The following is a 24,989-nucleotide window of genomic DNA, read 5'->3' on the forward strand; positions in this document are numbered from 1 at the left end:
CTATCTGGGTCAGGCTATTTCAGCCTGACCCACAAATAAACGTTCTTCAAAAATCTCTGGCTCAAGTGCTTCACTAAAATAAAACCCTTGATAAACCGTACAACGACGGTACTTTAAGAACTCTAATTGATACTCGGTCTCTACACCTTCTGCAATAACCTCTAAATCCAAGTTCTCGGCCATAGAGATGATGGTCGTAATAATGGCACATTCACTACCACCACTTTGTAATTCGCTCACAAAGGACTTATCAATTTTTAAACAATTAATTGGCAACTTGTTTAAATACGCCAGTGACGAATAGCCAGTACCAAAATCATCTACCGAGAAACGAACCCCTATATCACGTAGCGCTTGAATTTTTTCTACCGTGTCTTGCACGTTATCTACCAATACACCTTCTGTAATTTCTAACTCAATGAGTTTAGGGTCACAGCCAGCTTGTTGAATAATGGCTAGTGTTTCTTGCACAAAGGTGTTGCGGTGGAACTGATTGGGGCTAACGTTTATTGATAAAGTTTTAAAGTTTTCTGGTAAACCTCGATCTTCCCAGGTTTTTAACGTTTCACAGGCACTACGCATAACCCATTGTCCTAGGGTGACAATTAAGCCAGTTTCTTCGGCCAGTGGAATAAACCGCCCAGGAGAAATCCAACCTAATTTGGTGTCGAACCAACGAAGCAGTGTTTCGGCACCCACCATCTCAAAATTGGCGTTATAACGTGGCTGAAAATACGCCACCATATCTTCGTTTTCTAGCGCTTCTCTCATCATTTTAGTTAACTGGTGACGCTCTTGAATTTCGTCGGCCATTTGATCAGAGAATACATGAACACTGGAGCGTTCGTTATCTTTACCGTGATAGAGTGCAATGTCTGCCTGACGTAAAATCTCTGTAGCATTACTATCGTGATTAGGGAACAAGGCTACACCAGTGGTTAAGTTTAGCGATATTTGGTTACCTTTAATCACAAACTCTTTGTGAATAACTCGACCTAAATGCTCAGCCATGTTACTGGCAAGCTGTTTCGCTTCTTCGCGGTCACTAGAAAGATTAGGCACCAATAACGCAAATTCATCACCACCAAGACGAGCAACCGTTTCAGTACTGCTTCGCCCTTCTCTAAGTCGGTGAGCGATTAATCGAAGCAATAAGTCACCAGCGGCATGCCCTAACATGTCATTCACATTTTTAAAGTGGTCAATATCGAGATAAATTAGCGCACCAACTTTGTTGGACTTACGTCCTCTTTCAATTTCCAAATCCAGATTTTCTAGAAGTTTTCTACGATTAGACAATCGCGTAATGTCATCATGTGAAGATTGAAAACGCACCAACTCTTGAGCTGAACGCACTTCGGAAATGTTTGTCTGCGTGCTAATCACTCGTGAAGGTAGACCACGTTCGCTGCGCTCTACGACCATGCCTCTAGATAACACCCATAAATAGTGACCATCTTTATGTTTAACCCGGTGCATCGATTCATACACCTTGTTTTTCTTTTTAAGGTGTTTACGTAATTCATTGAGGGTTTTATCTAGATCTTCTGGATGAATACGAGACTCCCACTCCTCAATTTTTTCTCCTATTTCAGTATCTTGATAACCCAACATTGCCTTCCACTGGGGCGAGTAGTAGACAGAATTCGTGATTAGATTCCAATCCCAAATACCATCGCCAGAGCCGCTCAAAGCAAACTGCCAACGTTGTTCACTGCGTTGCAGTTGAGCAAAGCTACTGTGAATACCATTAGCCATTTTGCCTATAGCATACTCTAAGGCACCAATCTCACCTTGGCTTTTTGCCGCGATATTTGCATTGCGGTGAGTTTGAATTTGTTTAGTCCGTCCTACCAACTTATTAATCGGTCGCACTAAAAGACGATTCAGCATCAATACTAGTAATAACATCGCTACAGACATGTAGATAAAGGTTTTAATTGCTTCATCTATGATCATCTGTCGCTTGACCAACCAAGTATTTTTTAGATTATAGCTAACAAAGATCGCGCCTTGCTCTGCTCGCCTCAAACTGTCTTCCCTTGGACCCATATCTAAAGGCAAATATAGATTTACTTGCCATTGCTCTGGCAACACTTGCGTTACTGGAGAACGATTAGTTTTTACTTGATTGAACAACTCGGTATTAAAATAATTAGCGTTATCTGCAGCAAACAAGCTCTTTTCAGCACGTTTATTCGATATTTGTACTAAACCTTGTGGGTCAATAACCTGAAGAGAATCTAATTGCTGATTTAGCGCAACTAGAGTCAATTGTCTCTCGGCAATGTCCCATTGATGACGAGACAGACTATCGGACAAACTTTGTTGTAACTGATAACCAATATGTAGTAAACGTTGACTGGCATGCTCTGCCATATTATTGCGTTGCTCATGAAGTGTACCCAATAACAATAAACCTTGAGCAATAACTAACAAAGCTAGTGCTAGAATTGGTATTACTACACTTAATGAAATCCGTTTAAACCTATACACCGTTCAACTCCATTAACCACTGGCTGGTAAAGCTTCGAGACAAGTCGGGCGCTCGGTGGATCAATTCCAACTCAGCCATACGTTGCGCTTTTTCTTGCGCAAGTCTCAAAATAAAATTACCCGAGAAAAGTGCAATGCTTTGTTGAGCATTAAGCATTTGAATATTTCCATAAGCTTGACGAACTTCTTTACTATATAACTGAGTACGCTTGGCAATTAGCTTGTAGCCTTCTCGCGAATGCTCTTCTAGCCAAGTATTCGCTTTGTAAAAATTACCTAATAGTTTACTAATACTATTACGTTTCTTTTGTAACACATCAGTTCTTACCACCATGACTCGATAATAAGATTGTCCTTGTGCAGCACTCTTATAAAGCACATTGGCAGATAAATTATCTACTAAACGGCTTTGAATAGGCCCAGAAGTCATAACCGCACTAATTTCACCTCTGCGAAAGAGCGCTAACTGCTCATCAAGTTTGGCTTCTACTAATACAAAATCATCAGCATTAACTTTGGTATCTTGTAACCAATCATCCATCACAAGAGATGCTACTGATAAACTTTCATAACCAATGCGCTCACCCTTTAATTGTTCAATGTTGGTTATATCTTGCCGAGTGACTAAAGCATCGCCTCCTACACTTCTGTCGATGATTGCCACCACGGTTAAATCGACCCGCTCAGCTAACAAACTAATTGTTTCGGTTAGGCTTAAAAAACCCGCATCTACTTGCCCACTTTTTATCGCATGCATCACGTGGCTGGGAGTAGTAAGCTCGTTAACAATGTAATCGTTTGAACCCTCAAAAGAGAGCTGTTTAGACAGAAATATAGGTTCGAACCCCAACCATGGGGAAACGGCAACACGCAGCGGTTGAATTTCACTTTGACATGCAATCAAGAAACTACCCAAAAACAGCAGTAGTCCACACTTAATCGCTTTGGTTGATAAAAAGGTAACTTTCATATCCCTGATAGTTCTTAACTCTTCCTGAGCGTACAACTAAAACTAATCACCCATTCTGCTTGCACCAAGCGTAAAAAGAAAGCAATCAGTTCAAAATTTTGGAGGATTTTACAAACATAAAAGTTTACGCTTAAAAACTAAGCGTAAGATCAAAAAAGTGCCGTCTATACGGCACTTTTATTAAAGTTTTTGATCAATTGGCCGAGTTTATCTCGCTCGCAATGCAGCAATGCGTTTTTCTAAAGGTGGGTGGCTCAAAAACAGCTCGCTCATGGAACGTTTGCCGTTGATACCAAAAGCCATCATAGAGCCTTCCATTTCAGGCTCTCTACTTCCACCTAAACGCTGTAAGGCATTAATCATTTTGTCTTTACCAACTAACTTGGCAGAGCCTTCATCGGCGCGGTACTCGCGTTGACGCGAAAACCACATGACAATAATGCTGGCTAAAATACCAAAAACCATTTCTAGCACAAACACAGTTGCAATATAGGCAAAGGTTCCCATTCCCTGTCCGTTCTCATTATTATTGCTCATAGCAGAGCTAATAACGTTAGCGATGATTCGCGCTAGGAACATTACAAAGGTATTAACTACACCTTGGATCAAAGTAAGGGTAACCATATCGCCATTAGCAATATGGCTCACTTCGTGGGCTAGAACAGCTTCGACCTCGTCACGAGTCATGTTATCTAAAAGACCTGTACTCACAGCTACCAGGGCATCATCTCGCTTAGCGCCAGTAGCAAATGCGTTCATATCTGGAGCATTGTAGATAGCAACTTCTGGCATACCTATACCTGCAGCTTTTGCCTGCCTTGCCACGGTATCAACCAACCATGCTTCAGTTTGGTTTCTCGGTGTTGTAATAACCTGAGCACCTGTAGAGCGCTTTGCCATCCACTTAGAAATAAGCAAAGAAATGATAGAGCCGCCGAAGCCAAAAATAGCACAGAAAATCAACAAGCCGCCCATGCTTTGGGTAGAGATCCCCAGAGCAGAGAACACTATATTCATTACAATGCCTAGCACTAAAACAACAGCCAAGTTAGTGCCTAAAAACAACAATATACGTTTCATCGTCTTCCTCGATTATGATGGAATTACCCAATTACTATAATATATGGGGTATAACTCACATTTTTCAATGGTTTAAACAAGGTAAATACGTTTAGATTTGACTGACTAGAGCATCTATATCAAAGCATTCCGCTGCTAAGTCAGCATTAAGGCTGGTGCTATAAGGAAGTTCAGCGATACAAGGAGCATCTATGGCATCTTGCAAATAGCTGATATTCAATTTTGATATATCTGAAGGCTCACTTAAATTATTAGCTACCCAAGCGACCAAATTACAACCACTGGCTTTTATCGCTTCAGCGCTTAGCAAGGCATGATTAAGACATCCAAGCTTTACCCCGACAACCAACACTACTGGTAAACCTTGCGAAGCTACCCAATCAGACATCATCAGCCCTTGTTCATTAAGTGGCACATGCCAGCCGCCTGCTCCTTCAACCACAACAAAATCTGATTTACCAACTAAACGCTGTAATCCACTGGCCATTAACGCGCTATCAACCGGCTTTTTCTCAAGCTTCGCAGCGATATGCGGCGCTATCGCATGTTTTAGCATTACTGGATTTACTTCTGCATAGTCGAGTTCACTAGAGTTGACCTTCATTAATGCCAGCGCATCTTCATTGCCTTCAACTGAATCAAATATTTCAGTTCCAGCTGCAATGGGTTTAAACCCATTCACAATTGAGAACTTGTTGTGTAACGCTTTTACCAGGCCACAACTTACTACGGTCTTACCTACTTCCGTATCAGTACCAGTGATAAAAACAGACTTAGTCATTAATCAATACTCCATAGCTTACTTTATAGGTGGCACTAATTTGCATGTTGTTGGTTGCTTGGCCGAACATTTCCTTGTAGTTTCTAGCCATAGCCTTTAGTTGACCGCGATTTGTTGAATTTGGCTCTCCCCCAACCACATAGTTTGCGCCGATACCTTTTAAATCCGCTAGCAACAAAAAGGCATGCTCATACCAAAGAGTTCGTTGCTCATGGTGAAACTTGGCATTAGTAAAACCGGCTTTGCTAGCCGCTTGTACAATATCTTCCTGAGTTAGGAATCGGTTTACATGACGGTGGGAATCGATACTAGACCACGCTTGCTCTAACTCAGATAAGGTACCTTGGCTGAGGGTGGAAAATAACAAAACCCCATTTGGCTTAAGTACCCGTTTAATTTCTTTCAATGCAGAGGAAAGATCATTGCACCACTGCAATGCTAAGCTTGAAAATACTAAATCTACACTATTGTCGGCTAAGCCTAAGTGTTCGGCATCACTAACCAACGCTGCACCTGGCTGAGCATAGTGCTTTGCTTTAATTACCATTGCTAAAGACAAATCTAAGGCCACAACGTGAGATGAGTGAGCCTTTAGAGAACGAGAGAAATAGCCAGTGCCACAGCCTAAATCTATAGCTAGAGGATAAACCTTATTAGGTAAGTAGCTTAATAAGGTTTCGCCAATATTGCGTTGCAACTCGGCATATTCATTATAAGTATCAGCGGCTTTGGAGAAGTGACGAGCAACCTGCTGTTTATCGATGACCATAGTTTTCTTTACTTACTTCATGAATAGCATTTACAAGATCAACAATATCTTGGGCTTGGTGATGACTACTTAAGGTTACCCGCAGCCTAGCGGTGTTTACTGGCACTGTAGGAGGACGAATTGCAGAGATCCAAAAACCTTTGCCTTGCAACGACTCGGCCATTGCTAATGCTTTGTCCGCCTCACCGATAATAATTGGTTGAATAGCAGTATTTGAATCGGCAACTGCAATATGGTTTTCGATTGCTAACGATCTAAACAGTGCAATATTTTCAGCTAACTGTTGCTGCAATTCTGGCTGCGTTTGTAGCACCCGAATAGCTTCGGTTACTGCGCAAGCTTGGGCTGCTGGCATCGCTGTTGAGTAGACATAACTTTTGTCAAAATTAATCAAATAGTCTTTGAGCGCTTGGTCACACAAAATCGTTGCACCAGAAACACCCAGTGCTTTGCCAAAAGTTAACATTTGAATTTGTACATCGCTAGGAGTCAGGTTTTGTTGGTCTGCAGAACCTCTGCCTTGATCACCTAGGCATCCCACACCGTGGGCATCATCAACCATTAACCAAGCATTGTGTTGTTTACATAAATCACTAATGGGCTTTAATGGTGCTTGATCACCGTCCATGCTAAAAACGCCTTCGGTGATCACTAAACGGTTTTCACCTTGTTGGCTTTCTAACCTTTTAGCAAGCTGACTTACTGAGTTATGTTGAAAACGGCTAAAGTTTGCATCACACAATACGCCAGCTTCCATCAATGAGGCGTGGTTAAGTTTATCTTGGATCAGCACATCATTTTTTTTGAGTAGAGCTTTGATAACACTCTGATTAGCTGAAAAACCGCTGTTAAATAGCAATGCACCTTCACGCCCCTGCCATTCACAAAGTGTTTCTTCCAATTGGTAATGCGCTTTTTGAAAACCGGTTACCAACGGAGAACCACCACTTCCCACTCCATAACGCTCGGCACCTTTTATCCAAGCGTCAATGACTCTTGGGTGGTGAGATAGACCTAGATAGTCATTACTTGAGAAATTTACAAACTGTTGGTTATTAATGTCGATCAAACGCCCTTGGGCGCTAGATTGACATCGGCGCTGGCGAAACAACTGTTGCTGTTTGCGCTTTTCTACTTGCTGTTTTACAAACTCAAATGCCATTTATGAGGCGTCATAAAATTGTGAAGGGCTGTTTTTTTGCTGCTGTTTCACCAAAGTTTTGTAAAGATCTTCTTCTTGCTCTTCAGTACCATTTTTTAGCGCTGCTGGCTCAGGGCGAATACCTAGCTTTTTAAACAACTGCATGTCCTGGTTTTCATCAGGATTTGGCGTAGTGAGTAACTTACACCCGTAAAAAATAGAGTTGGCGCCAGCCATAAAACATAGTGCTTGAACCTGCTCGTTCATTTCTTCACGTCCTGCCGATAAACGCACATGCGAGCGAGGCATCATGATACGAGCAACCGCTATACAGCGAATAAACTCAAATTGGTCCATATCATCAACATCTTCAAGTAAAGTACCCTTCACTTTTACCAGCATGTTAATGGGAACACTTTCAGGATGGCGAGGTAGATTAGCCAACTGAACCAATAAACCACTTCTGTCTGTAGCTGTCTCGCCCATCCCCATAATGCCACCTGAGCACACTTTCATACCTGCTGAGCGCACGTTATCGAGAGTATCTAGGCGTTGGTCGTAAGTACGGGTGGTAATAATCTCTTGGTAATACTCGCGTGAAGTATCAAGGTTATGGTTGTAGTAATCTAAACCTGCGTCGGCCAGTTCTTCAGCTTGCTGCTTCTCTAACATGCCTAGGGTCATACAAGTTTCCATGCCCATTTGTTTCACGCCTTCTACCATTTTTACTAAGTAAGGCATATCGCGCTGTTTAGGGTTTTTCCATGCGGCCCCCATACAAAAGCGAGTTGAACCGTTTGCTTTGGCTTTTTTGGCCTCGCTCAGCACATGTTCAACCTCTAATAGACGCTCTGTTTTTAGGTCAGTTTTATGGTGAGCACTTTGTGGGCAATACTTACAATCCTCTGGACACGCGCCAGTTTTAATCGATAACAAGGTAGAAACTTGCACTTGGTTTGGATCAAAATTGGCGCGATGCGCACATTGAGCCTGAAACAATAAATCGTTAAATGGCAAAGCAAACAAATCGTTTACTTCCTGTACGGTCCAATCGTGGCGGAGTGCTTGAGTCATTTGAGAAGCTTTCTTTAAAAATAATAATCCGCTAGTCTAGCGACAGCCAAGCCGCTGTCAACTTTAAAAAACTGATAACTTTACCAAAGGTTAAAAAATGAGCATAGATTTAGATTACGACCAACAACATTTATGGCATCCCTATACGTCATCTATAAACCCACTGCCCTGTTATCCAGTAAGCTCTGCCGAAGGTTGCGAGATCATTTTAGAAGACGGTACTCGGCTCGTTGATGGCATGGCTTCTTGGTGGGCATGTATTCATGGTTATAAAGTGCCTGAGCTAGACCAAGCAGCCGCTCACCAACTTGGCAATATGTCGCACGTGATGTTTGGCGGACTCACTCATAAACCAGCCGTAGAGCTGGCTAAAAAGCTAGTTGCGCTAACACCACCAAGTTTAGAGCAAGTGTTTATTAGTGATTCAGGCTCAGTTGCGGTTGAAGTTGCGTTAAAAATGGCGCTGCAGTTCTGGCACGCAAAAGGTGAAAAACGTGCCAAGTTTGCCACCATAAGAAACGGCTACCATGGAGACACCTTTGGCGCTATGTCGGTCTGTGACCCAGATGGCGGTATGCATCAACTCTATCAAGGCTTCTTACCCGAGCATCTGTTTTGCGAAGCGCCGCAAACTCGCTTTGAGGAAACGTGGGATCCAGCAGACATCGAACCAATGCAGAAGATGCTCGAGCAACATCATCAGTCCATAGCGGCTGTGATTTTAGAACCAGTAGTTCAAGGCGCTGGAGGTATGCGTATTTACCACCCTCAATACTTAAAAGAACTGCGAAAACTGTGTGACCAATACCGGCTATTATTAATTGCCGACGAAATTGCCACCGGCTTTGGTCGAACCGGTAAACTGTTCGCCTGCGAGCATGCAGAGATAGAGCCCGACATACTTTGTCTAGGCAAAGGCTTAACGGGTGGCTACATGAGCCTTGCCGCGACCATCACCAGCAAATCTGTTGCTAATACGATTTGTAGTGGAGAGGCTGGCGTATTCATGCATGGTCCAACGTTTATGGGTAACCCACTAGCATGCGCGGTGGCAAATGCCAGCATTGACCTGCTTATTGCTTCAGACTGGCAAACTAAGGTTGCGACGATTGAACAATCACTTAAGACTCAACTTAAACAGTGCCTAAGCTTAGGAGCCGTAACAGATGTTAGGGTGTTAGGAGCCATTGGCGTGGTTGAGACAAAGCAGGCGGTGAATCTAGCAGACATTCAAGCGAAATTTGTGGAACTCGGTGTATGGATAAGGCCCTTTGGAAAACTAATTTACATCATGCCACCCTACACCATTTCAGCAAGCCAGCTTCAAAAGTTGACTGATGCTATTTATAAGGTGCTGACTAGCCTCTAAACAGCTTAAGGTAATAGAACAACAAAATAGCGATAACAATCGCCGCTAACAGGCCCATGTTCATTTTAAAATAGTCTGTTTTGCGGCGAGAGCGACTCCAGTTAACAAAGATACCCGCTAAGGTAATGCCACAGCAGCCCCACAGCAAAAACACAAATACTTGCCTTAAATCCTCTATCCAGTGGTCTCTATATCCTTGCCCGTCGGTGGTTTGAAAAGCGCTGTAAGCTATTTCTGGTCTTGCGTAATGATAAACCACCAAAGAACCGATGAACATTGTCCAAGCTAACAAGGAAATAATCACAAATAGCTTTTGAAGACCATCAGGCCCTTTTCGACGTTCTCTTCTGTTTTGCCGCATTAACCCACTCACCTTTCTTCCAACAAGCGTATTTGCTCAACATAAGTTATCGATTTCCAGAGTTTTATCAATTTTTACTTGAGTCTTTAGCCCTAAGAAGTAACATTGGTCACCTTACAATATTAGCACTATCAAATCGGAGCAGTTGTTTGCTATGACGCATTCTTCAGTGACAGACGTTTTGAGCGGAAAGTTCAGCGTTGGTCAACAAGTAACAATTAAGGGGTGGATCCGCACTCGTCGTGATTCAAAAGCAGGTCTTTCTTTCTTAGCCATTCATGACGGTTCGTGTTTCGACGCCGTTCAAGCTGTGGCACCTAATACCCTAGCCAATTATGAGAATGATGTCGTTAAACTAACTGCCGGCTGTTCGGTTGTTGTAACTGGTGAAGTCGTTGAATCTCCAGGTAAAGGCCAATCATTTGAAATTCAAGCTACAGAAGTTGAAGTGCTTGGTTGGGTAGAAAACCCAGACAGCTACCCAATGTCGGCTAAACGCCACAGCATTGAGTACCTACGTGAACACGCTCACTTGCGCCCTCGCACCAATGTAATTGGCGCGGTAACCCGTGTACGCAACTGTTTATCGCAAGCCATTCACCGCTTTTACCACGAACAAGGTTATGTTTGGGTAAGCACGCCAATTATTACCGGTAGTGATACTGAAGGCGCTGGTGAAATGTTCCGTGTATCTACTCTAGACATGAACAACCTACCGTTAAGTGAAAAAGGCGATATCGACTATCAACAAGACTTTTTTGGCAAAGAAACGTTCTTGACAGTATCTGGTCAGTTAAATGCTGAAACATACGCTTGTGCCTTGTCTAAAGTGTATACCTTTGGCCCAACTTTCCGCGCCGAAAACTCAAACACTAGCCGTCACTTGGCTGAGTTTTGGATGGTTGAACCTGAAGTGGCCTTTGCTGACTTAGAAGACGTAGCAAAATTAGCCGAAGACATGTTGAAGTATGTATTCAAAGCGGTTCTTGATGAGCGCATGGACGACATGAACTTCTTTGCCCAACGTATCAACAAAGAAGCTATTAGCCGTTTAGAGAACTTTGTAAATGCCGATTTTGCACAGGTAGACTATACCGATGCAATTCAAATCCTTAAGGATAGCGGTAAGAAGTTTGAGTACAACGTAGAATGGGGCATCGATATGTCTTCAGAGCACGAGCGTTACTTGGCAGAAGAACACTTTAAAGCGCCAGTGGTTGTTAAAAACTACCCTAAAGACATTAAGGCGTTTTACATGCGTCAGAATGACGATGGTAAAACTGTAGCAGCGATGGACGTTCTAGCACCAGGCATTGGCGAAATCATTGGCGGTAGCCAACGTGAAGAGCGTTTAGATGTGCTAGACGCCCGTTTACTAGAGCTAGACCTTAATAAAGATGACTACTCTTGGTACCGCGACCTGCGTCGTTACGGCACTGTACCGCATTCAGGCTTTGGTTTAGGTTTCGAGCGCTTAGTATCTTACGTGACCGGCGTAAGCAATATTCGTGACGTAATACCGTTTCCACGCGCACCTAAAAACGCCGAATACTAATATTTAGTTAATCACTAAATATCGCTAAAAGCCTCAATTTATTTGAGGCTTTTTTATTTCTAGATCATCCTCACACTCGAACTCTTTGCAGCATATACCATAGCAATCAAAGCTATACAGCTTTGTATTCATCATCCATACTTAAGCCCATTACCACGGCGCGGCCGGGAAGTAGTTAAAAAGGATTTACATGAAAAAATTAAAAGTTGTAACCACTGAAGACGTATTACTTACCTTGTGTAACTCGGTAACCAATGTATTGAGCAAGGCTACCACCAGTGAAATTAAGTATTCAGCCATGGTGCAAAAGATAAACAAGACTTGTTTAAAGCCAGATATTGGCTGCTTTGTTCTGTTTGATGGCGGCTTCTCTGGTTTAGTGGTTATTAACTTTACTGCAGATGCGGCCATGGAAATTTACCGCAATTACATGCTTCACATGGGGATCCCAGAATCAGAACTCGCTCAGCAACATACCGCTGACGAAGTGGGTAACGTAATGGGTGAATTAATGAATCAGATGGTGGGTTACTTTACGGGTGTTATTGGTAAAGAATTACAAACCTCGCTCACTCAAAACCAACCCAAAATGTTGGCTTTAAACAAGCAAGTTTTAATCTCAATTGATACTAACTTGGACCGACCTCAAGCTAGGCGAGTAACCTTCACTACCGCTAAGAACAACATCTTCTATCTTGAACTGGCCATGGATAAAACTGAGTTTATTAAACTTCATGAGTTTGAAACAGAAGACGATGTTGATCCAGATGATCTTATCGAGCAAGCCGCTACACAGAAGAAAGCACAGCAAGAGCCCAAAGACGTAGCGCAAACCATTGATCAAGACTTACTTGACGAGCTAGGTATTTAAGCCAGTAACTGTTGAATATGCTCAAGGCTTGCTTGAGCATCTTTATAATTTAAACCCACCGAATGAAAATGACCATCTTTCTCTAGCACTAAAGATGGGAAACCTTGAATAGGCAGGCTTCGAGCAAACTGAATTTCTTCGAGTAAATTAGCATTCAGTTGTTCACTGCTGATATCAGTCTTAAACCTCTCTAGGTCTACGTTTAATCCTTCAGCTAAATCAATTAACACAGATAGGTCTGAGGGATTTTTTGCGTCTAAATAATAAGCCTGCTGAATAGCAACTATCATCGCTTTCTCAGCACCCTGCTGCTTCGAAGCAAGAACTGCTCGATTAGCTGGATAGGTAGAACGTCTTGGGGTATTTAATTCCCAAAACTGGTAATTGAATTGTGCCCCCAATTGATTGGCAATCTTTCGCCAAGTTTGCTGCAAAAAAGCCTGCATCTCTACAGGCATTTCAAGATCTGAGTCGGGCGCTAAACCACCGAGTAAGTAAACCAACTCGATATTGCTAGGTAATATCTGCTCAAGCTCTAACAATGTTGGCTTATAACCCCAGCACCAAGAACACATAGGGTCATGAACGTAGTACAGTCGGTCTTTAGCCATAAGTACTTACAACCAAGTGACATAGTCTTTAAATGGTAATTCCCTTGGCTTAGCTACCTTAGTTTGTGGGCTACCTAAATAAAGAAAGCCCACAATTGATTCATGTTCAACTAAACCAAGTTCATGATTTACGATTGAGCTATACGCCATAGGCCCTGTTCGCCAAATACCATTATACCCTTGGGCATAGGCAGCCATTTGCATGGCATGCACAGCACAACCGGCTGACAGTACTTGTTCAATCTCAGGTACTTTTGAATGGGTTTTCGGTGAGGCAATGACAATAGTAATTAACGGGGCACGAAACGGCATGGTTTTAGCTTTTTCTGCATCACCCTCTTCTGCCAGAGCAGCTTGTTCAAAAATTCCCGCAAGCTTTGAAAGGCCTTCACCACTAACATGAATAAACCTCCATGGACTTAAGCCTCCATGGTCGGGCGCTCTAAGGCCAGCCTTCCAAATGGTTTCCAACTCTGCACCTTCTGGTGCTGGTGCAGCTAAACGCGCGCAAGAGTGACGATTTAGTAATAAATCTAAGGCTTTCATTGTTTTCCTTAACCACTTAAATATAGCGCCATTGTGCGCGAATTATGCTAAAAGTAAAGCCAAGTACCCACAGGTTTAGGCGCTTTTGAAATGGTTTTAGAGCGGCATCAACATATAAACAAAATACGTCAACAACAACTCAAGCAGTTGCAAGATTGGGTAAAACAAAACCCCAAGCAAACAGCTGCTCTTGTTCAGCGTTGGCTTAAGTTAAATAAGCGCCGCTAGTTCAGCACCTTGGCGAATAGCACGCTTGGCATCAAGCTCTGCTGCTACATCTGCTCCACCTATAAGGTGAGAGCTAACACCAAGTGCAGTTAAATCATCATGCAAGGTTCTTAACGGCTCTTGCCCAGCACAAACCACCACATGGTCAACTTCAAGAATCGAGTCTTTGCCATTAACGGAAATATGTAAGCCTTGATCATCTATCTTTTTGTATTCAACGCCCGCTAGCATTTCTACTTGGTTTTTCTTTAAGGTTTCTCGATGGATCCAACCGGTAGTTTTGCCCAGGTTTTTCCCTACCTTACTGGCTTTACGTTGGCATAAATACACCTTACGCAAAGCAGGATGATTGGTGTGCTCTTTTAATCCACCGGCTTCTGCCATACTGCTATCTATTCCCCAATTGTCAAGCCAACGTCCAACATTGGTTGATAACGAAGGCTTTTGTTCAACCAAAAACTCGGCTACATCGAAGCCTATTCCGCCAGCGCCAATAATCGCAACTCGTTCTCCTACTTCTTTTTGATCTCTTAATACATCCAAATAGTTATACACTTTAATGTGCTCTATGCCTTCTATCGGAGGGGTTCTTGGAGAAATACCGGTAGCTATTACGACTTCATCTGCATTTAATCCAGCTAACATTGGCGCATCAACTTTAGTTTCTAATTCAACCTTAATATTTAGCTGTTTAATTCTATTAGCAAAATAACGTAAGGTTTCGTAGAACTCTTCCTTGCCTGGGATCTGCTTAGCATAGTTAAACTGGCCACCAATCTGAGAACCTTGGTCGTAGATGGTAACTGTGTGTCCTCGCTCCGCAGCATAACAAGAAAATGCCAGTCCAGCGGGCCCCGCTCCCACAACGGCAATAGTTTTACTGCTTGAGCTTTTTTCAAAGGTAAGCTCTGTTTCATAACAGGCTTGCGGATTAACTAAGCAACTCGCTCGCTGTTGTTTAAAGACATGATCTAAGCAAGCTTGGTTACAGCCAATACAGGTATTTATTAGAGCCGCTTGATTATTTTTGGCTTTTTCTACAAACATAGGATCAGCTAATAATGGCCTTGCCATGGAAACCATATCAGCTTGCCCTGATCGCAATATGTTCTCTGCTACATCAGGTGTATTAATTCGGTTTACAGCAACCATGGGGATACTAACATGTTGCTTTATTTTTTCTGTTACCCAAGCAAAAGCTGCTCGTGGCACACTGGTGGCGATAGTTGGTACACGAGCTTCGTGCCAGCCAATACCAGTATTTAGAATAGTTACACCGGCTTGTTCAAGTGCTTTAGCTAGGGTGACAACTTCGTCGTAAGTGCTGCCCTTTTCAACCAAATCTAACATCGAAAGACGAAATACAATGATAAAATCGTCTCCAACGGCAGCACGTGTTTTCTTAACAATTTCTAGAGGGAATTTAATACGATTTTGGTAATTGCCTCCCCAACCATCACTACGCTGGTTAGTGCGTGCGCAAATAAACTGGTTAATTAGGTACCCTTCAGAACCCATGATTTCGACACCATCATAACCGGCTTTTTTAGCCAATTTTGCGCTGTTGGCAAAATCTTCAATGGTGTTTTTTATTTGCCGCTCGCTCATTGCCTTAGGTTTAAAAGGGGAAATGGGCGCTTTAATCTTACTAGCACTAACATTAAATGGATGGTATCCGTATCGGCCAGCATGCAATATTTGCAGGGCGATTTTTCCGCCCTCTTTATGCACCGCGTCGGTAATAGTGCGATGCTTTTTTACTTGCCAAGGAAAACTTAACTGGCAGCCGTTTGGCGCTAAGCGTCCTCTAAAATTAGGGGCGATACCACCGGTAACAATTAAACCTACCCCACCTTTTGCTCTTAGTGCATAAAAGGCAGCGAGTTTTTCGAAACCACCCTTCTCTTCTTCTAAACCAGTATGCATAGACCCCATTAATACCCGGCTTTGCAATTGGGTAAAACCTAAGTCTAATGGCGCTAGTAAATGGGGGTACTTGGTCATCTGTGTAACCTCAATCCTTGGTTAATGTTATGAAACTGTTAATAGAGTATACAAACCAAACCTTTGTTTCAAACATTTGTTTAAATATTTGCAGGTGCCTGTTTTATATGACTATGGTAACGTTTAGTTATTGTTGACATTATTAAGTGACCCACAGTGTTTAAATTAATTAAGAACATATTTCGCTTTTTCTGGCGAACCTTAAACTTCATCCGCTCCCTTTTAGTTAATTTGTTTCTGTTGTTTATGGTTGTGATGGTCATCATTGCATTAAGCAGTGTTAGTCAAGATCCCGTTGAACCACCAAGTGCTGCAGCTCTAAGGCTTGTATTAGATGGTCAAATAGTAGAGCAGCGCCAACGTGTTAATCCGATGGCCGAGCTAAGTAACGAATTATTAGGTAATAACACAGAAAAAGAGATTGACCTGCACAATGTGGTTAAAGCCATTGATGAAGCTAGGATTGATAGCAACATTACCGGATTAGTTTTGGAGCTTGGTGCAATGCCAAATACTAGCCAGACTAAATTAGCAATTATTGGCAAAGCCTTAGAAAGATTTAAAGACAGCGACAAACCCATCATTGCTTATGCCGACTACTATGACCAACACCAATACTATTTAGCCAGTTTTGCAGATCAGTTATTGCTGAATCCAAAAGGCGCAGTATTGATGCGTGGTATGAACTCGCGTCGTTTGTTTTTTAAAGATGCCATCGACAAGTTAGATATCACCACTCACGTGTTTCGTGTAGGCACCCACAAATCGTTTGTAGAGCCCTATCTGCGCAACGATATGTCTGATGAAGCAAAACAGGATTTAGCGCGTTGGATGGACCAATTGTGGTCTGCTTATTTAGATACCGTTGCAAACAACCGTCAACTATCGGTCAATCACCTTCTGCCTGAACCTTCGGCTTTGCTAGCACGCTTAAAAACAGTAGATGGCAACGGGGCACGATATGCAGAAAAATTTGGTTTAGTTGACCAGTTAACTACCCGCGCTCAAGCTAAACAAATATTAGTGGATACTTTTGGTAAAAATGACGAAGGAGATAGCTATCAAGCTCGCCATTACGTTGAGTATCTGCAAAACGTTGCAGATGACCCTTCTAGTGAAAACAAAATCGCTCTTATTGTTGCCCAAGGCGCCATTGTGGGAGGCCGCGGACAAGAAAAGGTAATTGCAGCCGACACCGTATTAGCCCAGCTCAATCAAGTATTGGATGATGAGCAGATTAAAGCGGTAGTGATGCGCGTAGACAGCCCTGGTGGAAGCGCATTTGCCTCAGAGCTTATCCGTGAAAAATTGCAGCAAATCCAAGAACAAGGAATTCCTGTAGTTGTTTCCATGGGCAGCGTAGCCGCTAGCGGCGGCTATTGGATATCATCAACTGCGGATCAAATTTTTGCTAGCCCTACAACCATTACTGGTTCTATAGGTATTTTTGGTATGTTTGCCACTTTAGAAAATGCCTTAGCCAAACTAGGCATTAGCAGTGATGGTTATGCAACCAGCCCACTGGCAGAGATTGGCCCTTTCCAGCCCTTACCAAAAGAGTTAGCTGAGATTATTCAACTTAATGTTGAACACGGATATCACGACTTTTTGTCGCTAGTTTCTGCTGGACGAGACATCCCGTTATCTGAGATGGAAAAGATCGCCGAAGGACGAATTTGGACTGGCCAAGATGCACTAAACAACGGCTTAGTTGACCAACTAGGGGATTTAAACGACGCAATTGATTACGCGGCGAGTATAAACGAGTTGGATTCTTACCAAGTAGAAACGTTAACTCCTCCGCTTAACCCAAGAGAGCGTCTAATTGCCCAATTCTTTGACAGCCAAATTAGTGCTGCGCTAGCTAATGTTGTTCCTAATTGGCAGTTATTTAACCAAATTGCTGGACAAGCGCCTGCAATAGACAAGTTTAGCGACCCACTTGGTCAATACAGCTTCTGTGCGGTATGTGAACAATTTTAGGCCAAATTAAATAAACAAAAACGGCTAATTACTTTAGACAAACATCAGACTATAATTTCACAAATTCTTTGAATTATAGTCTGATGAATCGAAAATCAATATATATTGCTTATACTGGCGGCACCATCGGCATGCAACGTAGCGAAAGAGGCTACGTGCCTGTTGCCGGGTTCATGGGTGATTGCCTAGAAGCGATGCCAGAGTTCAAACGCGATGAAATGCCCGAATTCACGGTACATGAGTTTTCTCCCCTAATAGATTCCGCAGATATGGATCCGCAGCATTGGCAACTAATTGCTGAGGATATACAAGCCAACTACGAAAAATACGATGGCTTTGTAGTGCTGCACGGCACCGACACTATGGCTTACACAGCGTCTGCTCTATCCTTTATGCTAGAGAACTTAAGCAAACCGGTAATTGTTACTGGTTCGCAAATTCCACTTAGTGAATTGCGATCAGATGGGCAAACCAACTTACTAAATGCCTTGTACCTAGCGGCGTATTACCCAGTTCATGAAGTATGCTTATTCTTTAACAACAAATTGTTACGGGGAAACAGAAGCACTAAAGCGCATGCTGACGGATTCGATGCCTTTATGTCGCCTAATTTCCCGCCGTTGTTAAAAGCTGGCATTGATATTGAAGTTATCACAGGGCAAGTTCGACCAACAGGGATTAGTGCTCTACAAATCAGCCCCATTGTGCCGCAACCTATAGGAGTGGTTAGCCTCTACCCTGGAATATCAACTGAAGTTATTGGAAATTTGCTACTTCAACCCGTTAAGGCGTTAATACTACTAAGTTACGGTGTAGGTAATGCCCCACAGCATCAATCAATGTTAGAGCAATTACAAGAAGCTAGCGATAGAGGCATTATTGTTATTAACCTTAGCCAATGTTTAACAGGTAAAGTAAACATGGGCGGTTATGCTACTGGCAATGCATTAGCGAAAGCTGGAGTGGTAAGTGGTGGCGATATGACTACCGAAGCGGCACTGGCCAAATTGCATTACTTACTAAGTAAAAACCTACCCAGCCAGCGAATTCGTGAATTACTTTGCCAAGACATTCGAGGCGAAATCTCTATTTAACTGTCGTTTTGAGGAACACTAATAATAGTTTGGTCCTCTTTGTACTGACGTTTCAACTCTTGTTTGGATTTCATTACTAACTCACCATCTGTTCCAACAGTAAAATGTTGGGGCTGATGGTTATGTTTAGACTGATACAAGATAACCATTTGCTGGGTATGATCTCGTTGCTCATCAGTTACTGGCTTACCATCAGGCCAGCGACCAGTTTCTACCGCCGTTAGCATATTCTGGTAAATCTCAGGGCTAATTGCAGCCAACAATTTATCTACATCCATTTATCACTCCTATAATGTTATGGAAACACTAACAAACCGACACAATACTGCCAAGCTATATTGTGAACAGTTAACTTAATCGGGCAAATTAGGAGAAGCTATATGGAAAATATTTGTGGTAATCTTAGCCCATTAAAGCATTGTTTAAATTGAATTCAGGGAAATGATTTGTCTTTAGTAAAGCCATTCGGCTATAGCTTTTTTTTAGCATTACCTCTAGTACTAAGTGGTTGCGACACAGGATTTGATTTATTCGGCTTTGGTAGTCGCTCGGTTAAAAGTATATGTAAAAGCAACCCTGAATTATGTGAAGACTTAAATCGCGATGGCTGGTGTAAAAAAGAGCGCAATGGAGTGATTATTAGCCGCTTCAACGAAATGAATGAAACAAATGAGATCAACCAATACCATTTGATTAAAAACTACCGAGATTATAATTTTTGCATAGAGCTAGCAGCCAGCATTGAACCTAAATACGACAAGTCTCGAAAAACCCAACGAGTAATCGGCTTACTAACATCACTAGAAGAACTTGAACGCCTAGAAGCAGAAACTAAAGAGTCTAACTACCCATTTTTGTCTATGTATCACTGGACACAGTTTCGCGATCAAGCAGCAGGAGAACGCTTTCTTGCCCTTGAAGGAACAGAGCAGCTTAATCACCCCGACTTACAGTGGACATTGGCTATTTACTACAGTGGCAAAGACGCTAAAAAGACTATCAGCATACTGCAAAATTCCTTTAAGCTGTTTGGTGAGGAAGAAACCATACCTGCCAAATATGCAGAGGCGATTACTTCTCAATACATGACGCTAAAAGATTACCGTCAGGCTTATTTGTGGGCTCAAGTAGCGGCCTTATTCGAGGACCACAGCAAACAAGACTACTCCGGTCTAAACCACAAGTTAAAGCTATCAGAAGAGCAACAGAAGGTATTGAAAGAAGAAGCCAGTATTATCTTTAAACAAATAGAAAAAAGACAATACCGTTTATAGTGGCGGGTTTACTCAGCAGTAAAATCTAGAGCGACTGAATTTATACAGTAGCGCTCTCCTGTCTCGGTAGGGCCATCGTTAAATACATGGCCCAAATGCGCATCGCATTGGCTACAGCGTACTTCGATCCGCTCCATATTATGACTTTGGTCTCTTACAAAAGTAACTACCCTGCTCTCTGCAATCTTATCAAAACTCGGCCAGCCACAACCTGAATCAAACTTTGATTCCGAGTTAAATAGCAGCTGGTTGCAGCAAACACAATGATAGACACCTTGCTGTTTATTGTGTAGCAGAGTACCTGAAAATGGACGTTCAGTGGCTCCTTTTCGAGTTACTTGGTAAGCCATTTCACCTAACAAGGCATGCCATTCTTGCTCGTCTTTTACAATCTTACTCACGATTTTACTTGTTCCAACAATAACATTGATTTTGCTTTAAGTTTGACACTAGTTACGCCGCGAAGTTTCTTTTCAAATATGGCTTGCTCATTTGCAGTATCCATTTGTTGACACCAAATTGATTTACCCTCGGCAGTTGGGATCACAAAGTCAATTTCATGAGAGCTGGCGTTAATAATCCATAACCAACGCTCTTTTGATTCTCGAAGATTTCTTACTTCAACTGCCACAGCCCAAGCATGCGATTGATGCCAGTCTTCTTGGTGCATATTCTCACCATCGTGACGATACCAACGCACTCCATGTAATTGTGAATGGCATTTCTCGTAGCTGTCATTTTCCAACTGTAAATAGTGAAAAACACGAGAACGCTTGCGCAGTGCCATAAGTTGCTGACAAAAGTTCAAGAACTGTTTTTGATCACGGTCTAAATTCCAATTAAACCAACTTATTTCATTGTTTTGACAGTATGCGTTGTTATTGCCTTGCTGAGTGCGGCTAAGTTCATCACCACCAAGAAAATGCGGCACACCTTGAGATAACATCAGCGTTGCGAGTAAATTGCGCTTTTGTTTACGACGTAAGGCTAAAACCTTTTTGTCTTTAGTTAGGCCTTCTTCACCATAGTTGGCTGAAATATTATGGCCGTGACCATCACGATTCTCTTCACCATTTGCTTGGTTATGACGTTGCTCATAGCTAACTAAGTCTTCTAAGGTAAATCCATCGTGATAACAAATATAATTAACACTAGTGTGAATACTTCTGCGGCTGGCTAGAAACAGATCTCGCGATCCCATAATACGAGTCGCCATCTCGCCCAATAAGCCATGCTCACCTTTCCAAAATCCGCGGCTAGTATCTCTAAATCGGTCGTTACATTCCATCCAGCGTTCAGGGAAGTGGCCTAATTGATAACCATTAGGGCCAATGTCCCAAGGTTCTGCGATCATCTTCGCTTGAGACAAAATAGGATCTTGTGCGACAGCTTTAAAAAATGCAGCTTGACTGGTGTAATGATTATTCTCTCGACCAAGGCTAACAGCTAAATCGAAACGAAAGCCGTCTACCTGCATTTCGTCAACCCAATAGCGCAAACTATCTAGCACTAGCCTCAAACTAACCGGATGATCTAGACTAACGCTGTTACCACATCCAGTATTGTTTGCGTAATGGCTATAGTCTGGGCTATCACCAATTCGTTCAAACAGGTAGTAATGTTTGTTATCTAAACCTCTATAACATAAGGTAGGGCCATCATCACCAGACTCTGCTGTGTGATTAAACACCACGTCCAGAATCACCTCAATTCCATTTCGATGTAGCTCTCGCACCATGGTTTTGAACTCAACCAGCGCATTGGTTTTGGCATAACGCGGTTCCGGCGCCATAAATAAAATGGGGTTGTACCCCCAATAGTTGCTTAGTCCAAGACCTTTTAGTCTAGGTTCCGACATAAACGCAGCCGTAGGAAGCAACTGAACAGAGGTAATCCCTAGGTCCTTTAGGTGTTTGATACTTGCACTATCTGATACACCTAGGTAACTACCCCGGTTGTGCTCAGCAACTTGGGCATTCAGTTTACTAAACCCTCTTACATGGGTCTCGTACAACACCATATCTTGGCGTTCTACCTTAGGTTTGGTCACCCCTTGCCAATCAAAATGGTTATCACAAACAATACACTTTGGAATAAGAGCAGCATTATTTTCTTGGTAAGCTTTACTATCCCATATAAGTGGCCGTGAAATAGCTTTAGCATAGGGATCTAAAATGAGCTTTCGAGGGTCGTACCAGCTGCCATGTTCTGGCTGGTAAGCACCAAAAACACGATAGCCGTAATATTGATTAACCTTGATACCCTTCACATAACCAAAACGGATACCGCCTTGCTTACCAGGTAAAACTAGACGTGCGACTTCATTTTCATGTTCGTCGAATAAGCACAACTCAATATGCTTAGCATCGCCGGCATGAATGGCAAAATTACATCCATTTTCATCGAGAGTAGCGCCTAAAGGATAGTCCCTTCCAGGGGATACCTGATACTGACTAAGGCTAAAAGGTAAAGGCTTTAATTGACTTCTTGTAGACATGCAAACCTTATTAACCCCTCGCTCCAGCGAGGGGTTATTAACAATGTATTTAATCTACTTTGATTAAATACAATGTTGATAGCGGTGGCAAGTTTAAAATCACAGAATTTTCACGACCATGGCTAGCAACAGATTCAGATTGGAATTCAGTTCCTGCATCATAGTTACCACCCCAGTACATTTCTGAATCTGAGTTCAAAATGATCCGGTAGCGGCCTTTTTCTGGCACAGCCAAACGATAGTTATCACGAGGAACTGGAGTAAAGTTACATACAACAATAACTTTTTGCTGACTATTTAGGGCATTACGTTGGAATACCAACACACTTTTTTCCCAGTCGTCGTGATCAATCCACTCAAAACCTTGAGTATCATAATCACCTTCATACATCGCTGGGTGCTCGCGATATACTTTGTTTAGCTGTTTAACTAACTCCTGCTGCCCTTTATGTTTTGGATATTCCAATACATTCCACTCAAGGCTAGAATCGTGATTCCACTCACTAGCTTGTGCAATCTCGTTACCCATAAAGTTTAGCTTTTTACCCGGATGCGCGTACATAAATGCGGTATAAGCGCGCAGGTTAGCGGCTTGTTGCCATTCATCACCTGGCATTTTCCCTAGTAATGAGCCCTTACCGTGAACTACTTCATCATGTGAAATAGGCAATACAAAGTTCTCATCATAGTTATATACCATGGCGAAAGTAATTTCGTTGTGGTGATACTTTCTGAATGCAGGATCTTTTTGCATATAAGTTAAAGAGTCATGCATCCACCCCATATTCCACTTAAAACCGAAGCCTAAACCGCCAGTAAATGTAGGACGAGAAACACCCGAAAATGCCGTCGATTCTTCAGCTATGGTCATAGCATGTGGGTACTGGCGATAAACTTCTTCGTTGAACCACTTAAGTAAGCTAATAGCTTCGTAGTTATGATTTCCGCCATCTACGTTTGGTACCCACTCGCCTTCTTCTCGTGAGTAATCCCAATAAAGCATCGATGCTACTGCATCTACTCGTAAGCCATCCACATGGAATTTATCTAACCAGATTAGAGCACTGGCAACTAAGAATTGGCGTACGGTATCTCTGCCAAAGTCATAGATGTATGAATTCCAATCGTTGTGCCACCCACGGCGCGGATCTTCATACTCGTATAAATGCGTACCATCAAATTGAGCTAAGCCGTGAGAATCACTTGGGAAGTGCGCAGGAACCCAATCAACAATAACGCCGATACCATTTTGGTGGCATTGATCGACTAAAAATTTAAAGTCATCTGGGTTACCAAATCTGCTGGTTGGCGCGAACAAACCGATAGGCTGGTAACCCCAAGATCCATCAAAGGGAAACTCGGAAATAGGCAATACTTCAATGTGGGTGTAACCCATTTCTTTGACATACTGGACCAACTCAACAGCTAGTTCACGATAGCTCAAATAGTTGTTGCCGGTGGCCTCAACTTTGCGACGCCAAGAACCAAGATGCACTTCATATATGCTCATTGGTTGGTGACGCTTATCGTTATTTTGAGAACGTATCCACTCTTCGTCATTCCACTGATATTGGTCATGGTCCCAAACCACTGAGGCAAATGACGGGTACTGCTCAGAGCTAAAACCTACCGGGTCAGTTTTATGAGGCAGCGAATGACCATGACGATCTTTTAATTCGTACTTGTACTTGGTACCAGAATCCAATCCTGGAACAAACAAAACCCAATGGCCGTCTAGTGAACGCTGCATCGGCAAGCGACGACCATCCCAGTGGTTAAAATCACCAATTAAACTCACACTTGATGCACTAGGCGCATACACACCAAACCGCACCCCTTTTACTTGTACGCCGTCCACTTCAATAGTTTTAACCTGTGCGCCTAACACCTGGTAAAGGTTTTGCGGCGCATGAGTCATTGTGGCTAAACCCTCATAAGCTTGGTCGGTAAATTGATAAGGGTCTACTACTGTTAGTTTGCTGTCGGCGTATTCAACTTCTAACTGGTAAGCAAAGTGCTCTTCAGTATCAAACTCTAATTCAAAAAGGCCTTGCGGAGATAACTGGCCCATTGCTCCCAAAACTTCGCCATTTAGCGACATCACAGCTATCGCTTTTGCATCAGGTTGCCAAGCCCTTAATACCAAGCCTTTACCTTTGGCTTTTACGTTTAAACCAAGAGCATTAAATGGCTCACTTAAACGCACGCTGGACAATTGTTGAACTAATTTAGAAACCTGAGAAGACAAAGATTGTTTCATTATGTACTTACCTTAACGTCCTGAG

General features: G+C 42.6%; 21 protein-coding genes. 6 read left to right on the forward strand and 15 right to left on the reverse strand.

What is annotated here, in order from left to right; all coding sequences use genetic code 11:
- Window positions 1–9: 9 nt before the first annotated feature.
- The 7 genes from K5L93_RS00420 to bioB form a co-directional block, all read right to left on the reverse strand.
- Complete coding sequence (locus K5L93_RS00420; RefSeq protein WP_220717992.1) at window positions 10–2,496, reverse strand: putative bifunctional diguanylate cyclase/phosphodiesterase; 2,487 nt, start codon at window positions 2,494–2,496, stop codon at window positions 10–12.
- Window positions 2,489–3,466 carry an ABC transporter substrate-binding protein gene (locus K5L93_RS00425; RefSeq protein ID WP_220717993.1) on the reverse strand — a complete coding sequence of 326 codons (978 nt, stop codon included), beginning with the start codon at window positions 3,464–3,466 and terminating at the stop codon, window positions 2,489–2,491. Before K5L93_RS00425 ends, K5L93_RS00420 begins: the two co-directional genes overlap by 8 nt.
- Window positions 3,467–3,673: 207 nt before the next feature.
- Window positions 3,674–4,546 carry a protease HtpX gene (gene htpX, locus K5L93_RS00430; RefSeq protein ID WP_220717994.1) on the reverse strand — a complete coding sequence of 291 codons (873 nt, stop codon included), beginning with the start codon at window positions 4,544–4,546 and terminating at the stop codon, window positions 3,674–3,676.
- Between the two features lie 91 nt (window positions 4,547–4,637).
- Window positions 4,638–5,327 carry a dethiobiotin synthase gene (gene bioD, locus K5L93_RS00435; RefSeq protein WP_220717995.1) on the reverse strand — a complete coding sequence of 230 codons (690 nt, stop codon included), beginning with the start codon at window positions 5,325–5,327 and terminating at the stop codon, window positions 4,638–4,640.
- On the reverse strand, window positions 5,320–6,096 hold the full coding sequence (bioC, locus tag K5L93_RS00440) for a malonyl-ACP O-methyltransferase BioC (RefSeq protein ID WP_220717996.1): 777 nt from the start codon (window positions 6,094–6,096) through the stop codon (window positions 5,320–5,322). The genes bioD and bioC overlap by 8 nt, the downstream gene beginning before the upstream one ends.
- Window positions 6,083–7,258 (reverse strand): 8-amino-7-oxononanoate synthase, encoded by a 1,176-nt coding sequence (gene bioF, locus K5L93_RS00445; protein ID WP_220717997.1) that lies wholly within the window; start codon window positions 7,256–7,258, stop codon window positions 6,083–6,085. The genes bioC and bioF overlap by 14 nt, the downstream gene beginning before the upstream one ends.
- The gene (gene bioB, locus K5L93_RS00450) at window positions 7,259–8,311 is read right to left on the reverse strand and encodes a biotin synthase BioB (RefSeq protein WP_220717998.1); all 1,053 of its coding nucleotides are present in this window, start codon (window positions 8,309–8,311) and stop codon (window positions 7,259–7,261) included.
- 97 nt (window positions 8,312–8,408) lie between these two features.
- On the opposite strand from bioB, the gene bioA reads away from it, so the two are divergent.
- On the forward strand, window positions 8,409–9,680 hold the full coding sequence (gene bioA, locus K5L93_RS00455) for an adenosylmethionine--8-amino-7-oxononanoate transaminase (protein WP_220717999.1): 1,272 nt from the start codon (window positions 8,409–8,411) through the stop codon (window positions 9,678–9,680).
- Here bioA and K5L93_RS00460 read toward each other — a convergent pair.
- On the reverse strand, window positions 9,670–10,041 hold the full coding sequence (locus K5L93_RS00460; RefSeq protein WP_220718000.1) for a hypothetical protein: 372 nt from the start codon (window positions 10,039–10,041) through the stop codon (window positions 9,670–9,672). The two genes, bioA and K5L93_RS00460, sit on opposite strands and share 11 nt — an antisense overlap.
- Window positions 10,042–10,195: 154 nt before the next feature.
- On the opposite strand from K5L93_RS00460, the gene asnS reads away from it, so the two are divergent.
- Window positions 10,196–11,596, forward strand: coding sequence for an asparagine--tRNA ligase (gene asnS / locus K5L93_RS00465; protein WP_220718001.1), 1,401 nt, complete (start codon window positions 10,196–10,198; stop codon window positions 11,594–11,596).
- 190 nt (window positions 11,597–11,786) lie between these two features.
- Window positions 11,787–12,467 carry a DUF3334 family protein gene (locus K5L93_RS00470; protein WP_220718002.1) on the forward strand — a complete coding sequence of 227 codons (681 nt, stop codon included), beginning with the start codon at window positions 11,787–11,789 and terminating at the stop codon, window positions 12,465–12,467.
- On the opposite strand, the gene K5L93_RS00475 is transcribed toward K5L93_RS00470, so the two are convergent.
- The 3 genes from K5L93_RS00475 to K5L93_RS00485 all read right to left on the reverse strand — a co-directional run bounded on the left by K5L93_RS00475 (window position 12,464) and on the right by K5L93_RS00485 (window position 15,856).
- Window positions 12,464–13,078 (reverse strand): DsbA family protein, encoded by a 615-nt coding sequence (locus tag K5L93_RS00475; RefSeq protein WP_220718003.1) that lies wholly within the window; start codon window positions 13,076–13,078, stop codon window positions 12,464–12,466. The genes K5L93_RS00470 and K5L93_RS00475 overlap by 4 nt on opposite strands.
- 6 nt (window positions 13,079–13,084) lie before the next feature.
- Entirely contained in the window at window positions 13,085–13,624 is a 540-nt protein-coding gene (locus tag K5L93_RS00480) for an NAD(P)H nitroreductase (RefSeq protein ID WP_220718004.1), read from the reverse strand.
- Window positions 13,625–13,834: 210 nt separating this feature from the next.
- Entirely contained in the window at window positions 13,835–15,856 is a 2,022-nt protein-coding gene (locus K5L93_RS00485; RefSeq protein ID WP_220718005.1) for an oxidoreductase, read from the reverse strand.
- Window positions 15,857–16,012: 156 nt separating this feature from the next.
- On the opposite strand from K5L93_RS00485, the gene sppA reads away from it, so the two are divergent.
- Entirely contained in the window at window positions 16,013–17,839 is a 1,827-nt protein-coding gene (gene sppA / locus K5L93_RS00490; protein ID WP_220718006.1) for a signal peptide peptidase SppA, read from the forward strand.
- 83 nt (window positions 17,840–17,922) lie between these two features.
- Window positions 17,923–18,933: an asparaginase gene (ansA, locus tag K5L93_RS00495; RefSeq protein WP_220718007.1), complete on the forward strand. Its 1,011-nt coding sequence runs from the start codon at window positions 17,923–17,925 to the stop codon at window positions 18,931–18,933.
- Here ansA and K5L93_RS00500 read toward each other — a convergent pair.
- Complete coding sequence (locus K5L93_RS00500) at window positions 18,930–19,211, reverse strand: YeaC family protein (RefSeq protein WP_016403283.1); 282 nt, start codon at window positions 19,209–19,211, stop codon at window positions 18,930–18,932. The two genes, ansA and K5L93_RS00500, sit on opposite strands and share 4 nt — an antisense overlap.
- Before the next feature lie 168 nt (window positions 19,212–19,379).
- Between K5L93_RS00500 and K5L93_RS00505 the strand changes: the two genes are divergently transcribed.
- Entirely contained in the window at window positions 19,380–20,207 is an 828-nt protein-coding gene (locus K5L93_RS00505; RefSeq protein ID WP_220718008.1) for a DUF2989 domain-containing protein, read from the forward strand.
- 8 nt (window positions 20,208–20,215) lie between these two features.
- On the opposite strand, the gene msrB is transcribed toward K5L93_RS00505, so the two are convergent.
- From msrB to glgB, 3 genes are read right to left on the reverse strand one after another with little or no spacing between them, the layout of a single operon-like run.
- Entirely contained in the window at window positions 20,216–20,608 is a 393-nt protein-coding gene (msrB, locus tag K5L93_RS00510; RefSeq protein WP_281422532.1) for a peptide-methionine (R)-S-oxide reductase MsrB, read from the reverse strand.
- The gene (glgX, locus tag K5L93_RS00515; protein ID WP_220718009.1) at window positions 20,605–22,704 is read right to left on the reverse strand and encodes a glycogen debranching protein GlgX; all 2,100 of its coding nucleotides are present in this window, start codon (window positions 22,702–22,704) and stop codon (window positions 20,605–20,607) included. Before glgX ends, msrB begins: the two co-directional genes overlap by 4 nt.
- A 49-nt stretch (window positions 22,705–22,753) precedes the next feature.
- The gene (gene glgB, locus K5L93_RS00520; RefSeq protein ID WP_220718010.1) at window positions 22,754–24,964 is read right to left on the reverse strand and encodes a 1,4-alpha-glucan branching protein GlgB; all 2,211 of its coding nucleotides are present in this window, start codon (window positions 24,962–24,964) and stop codon (window positions 22,754–22,756) included.
- Between the last annotated feature and the right edge of the window lie 25 nt (window positions 24,965–24,989).

Origin of the sequence: Agarivorans litoreus, from assembly GCF_019649015.1 — a bacterium.
Classification (GTDB): Bacteria; Pseudomonadota; Gammaproteobacteria; order Enterobacterales; family Celerinatantimonadaceae; genus Agarivorans; species Agarivorans litoreus.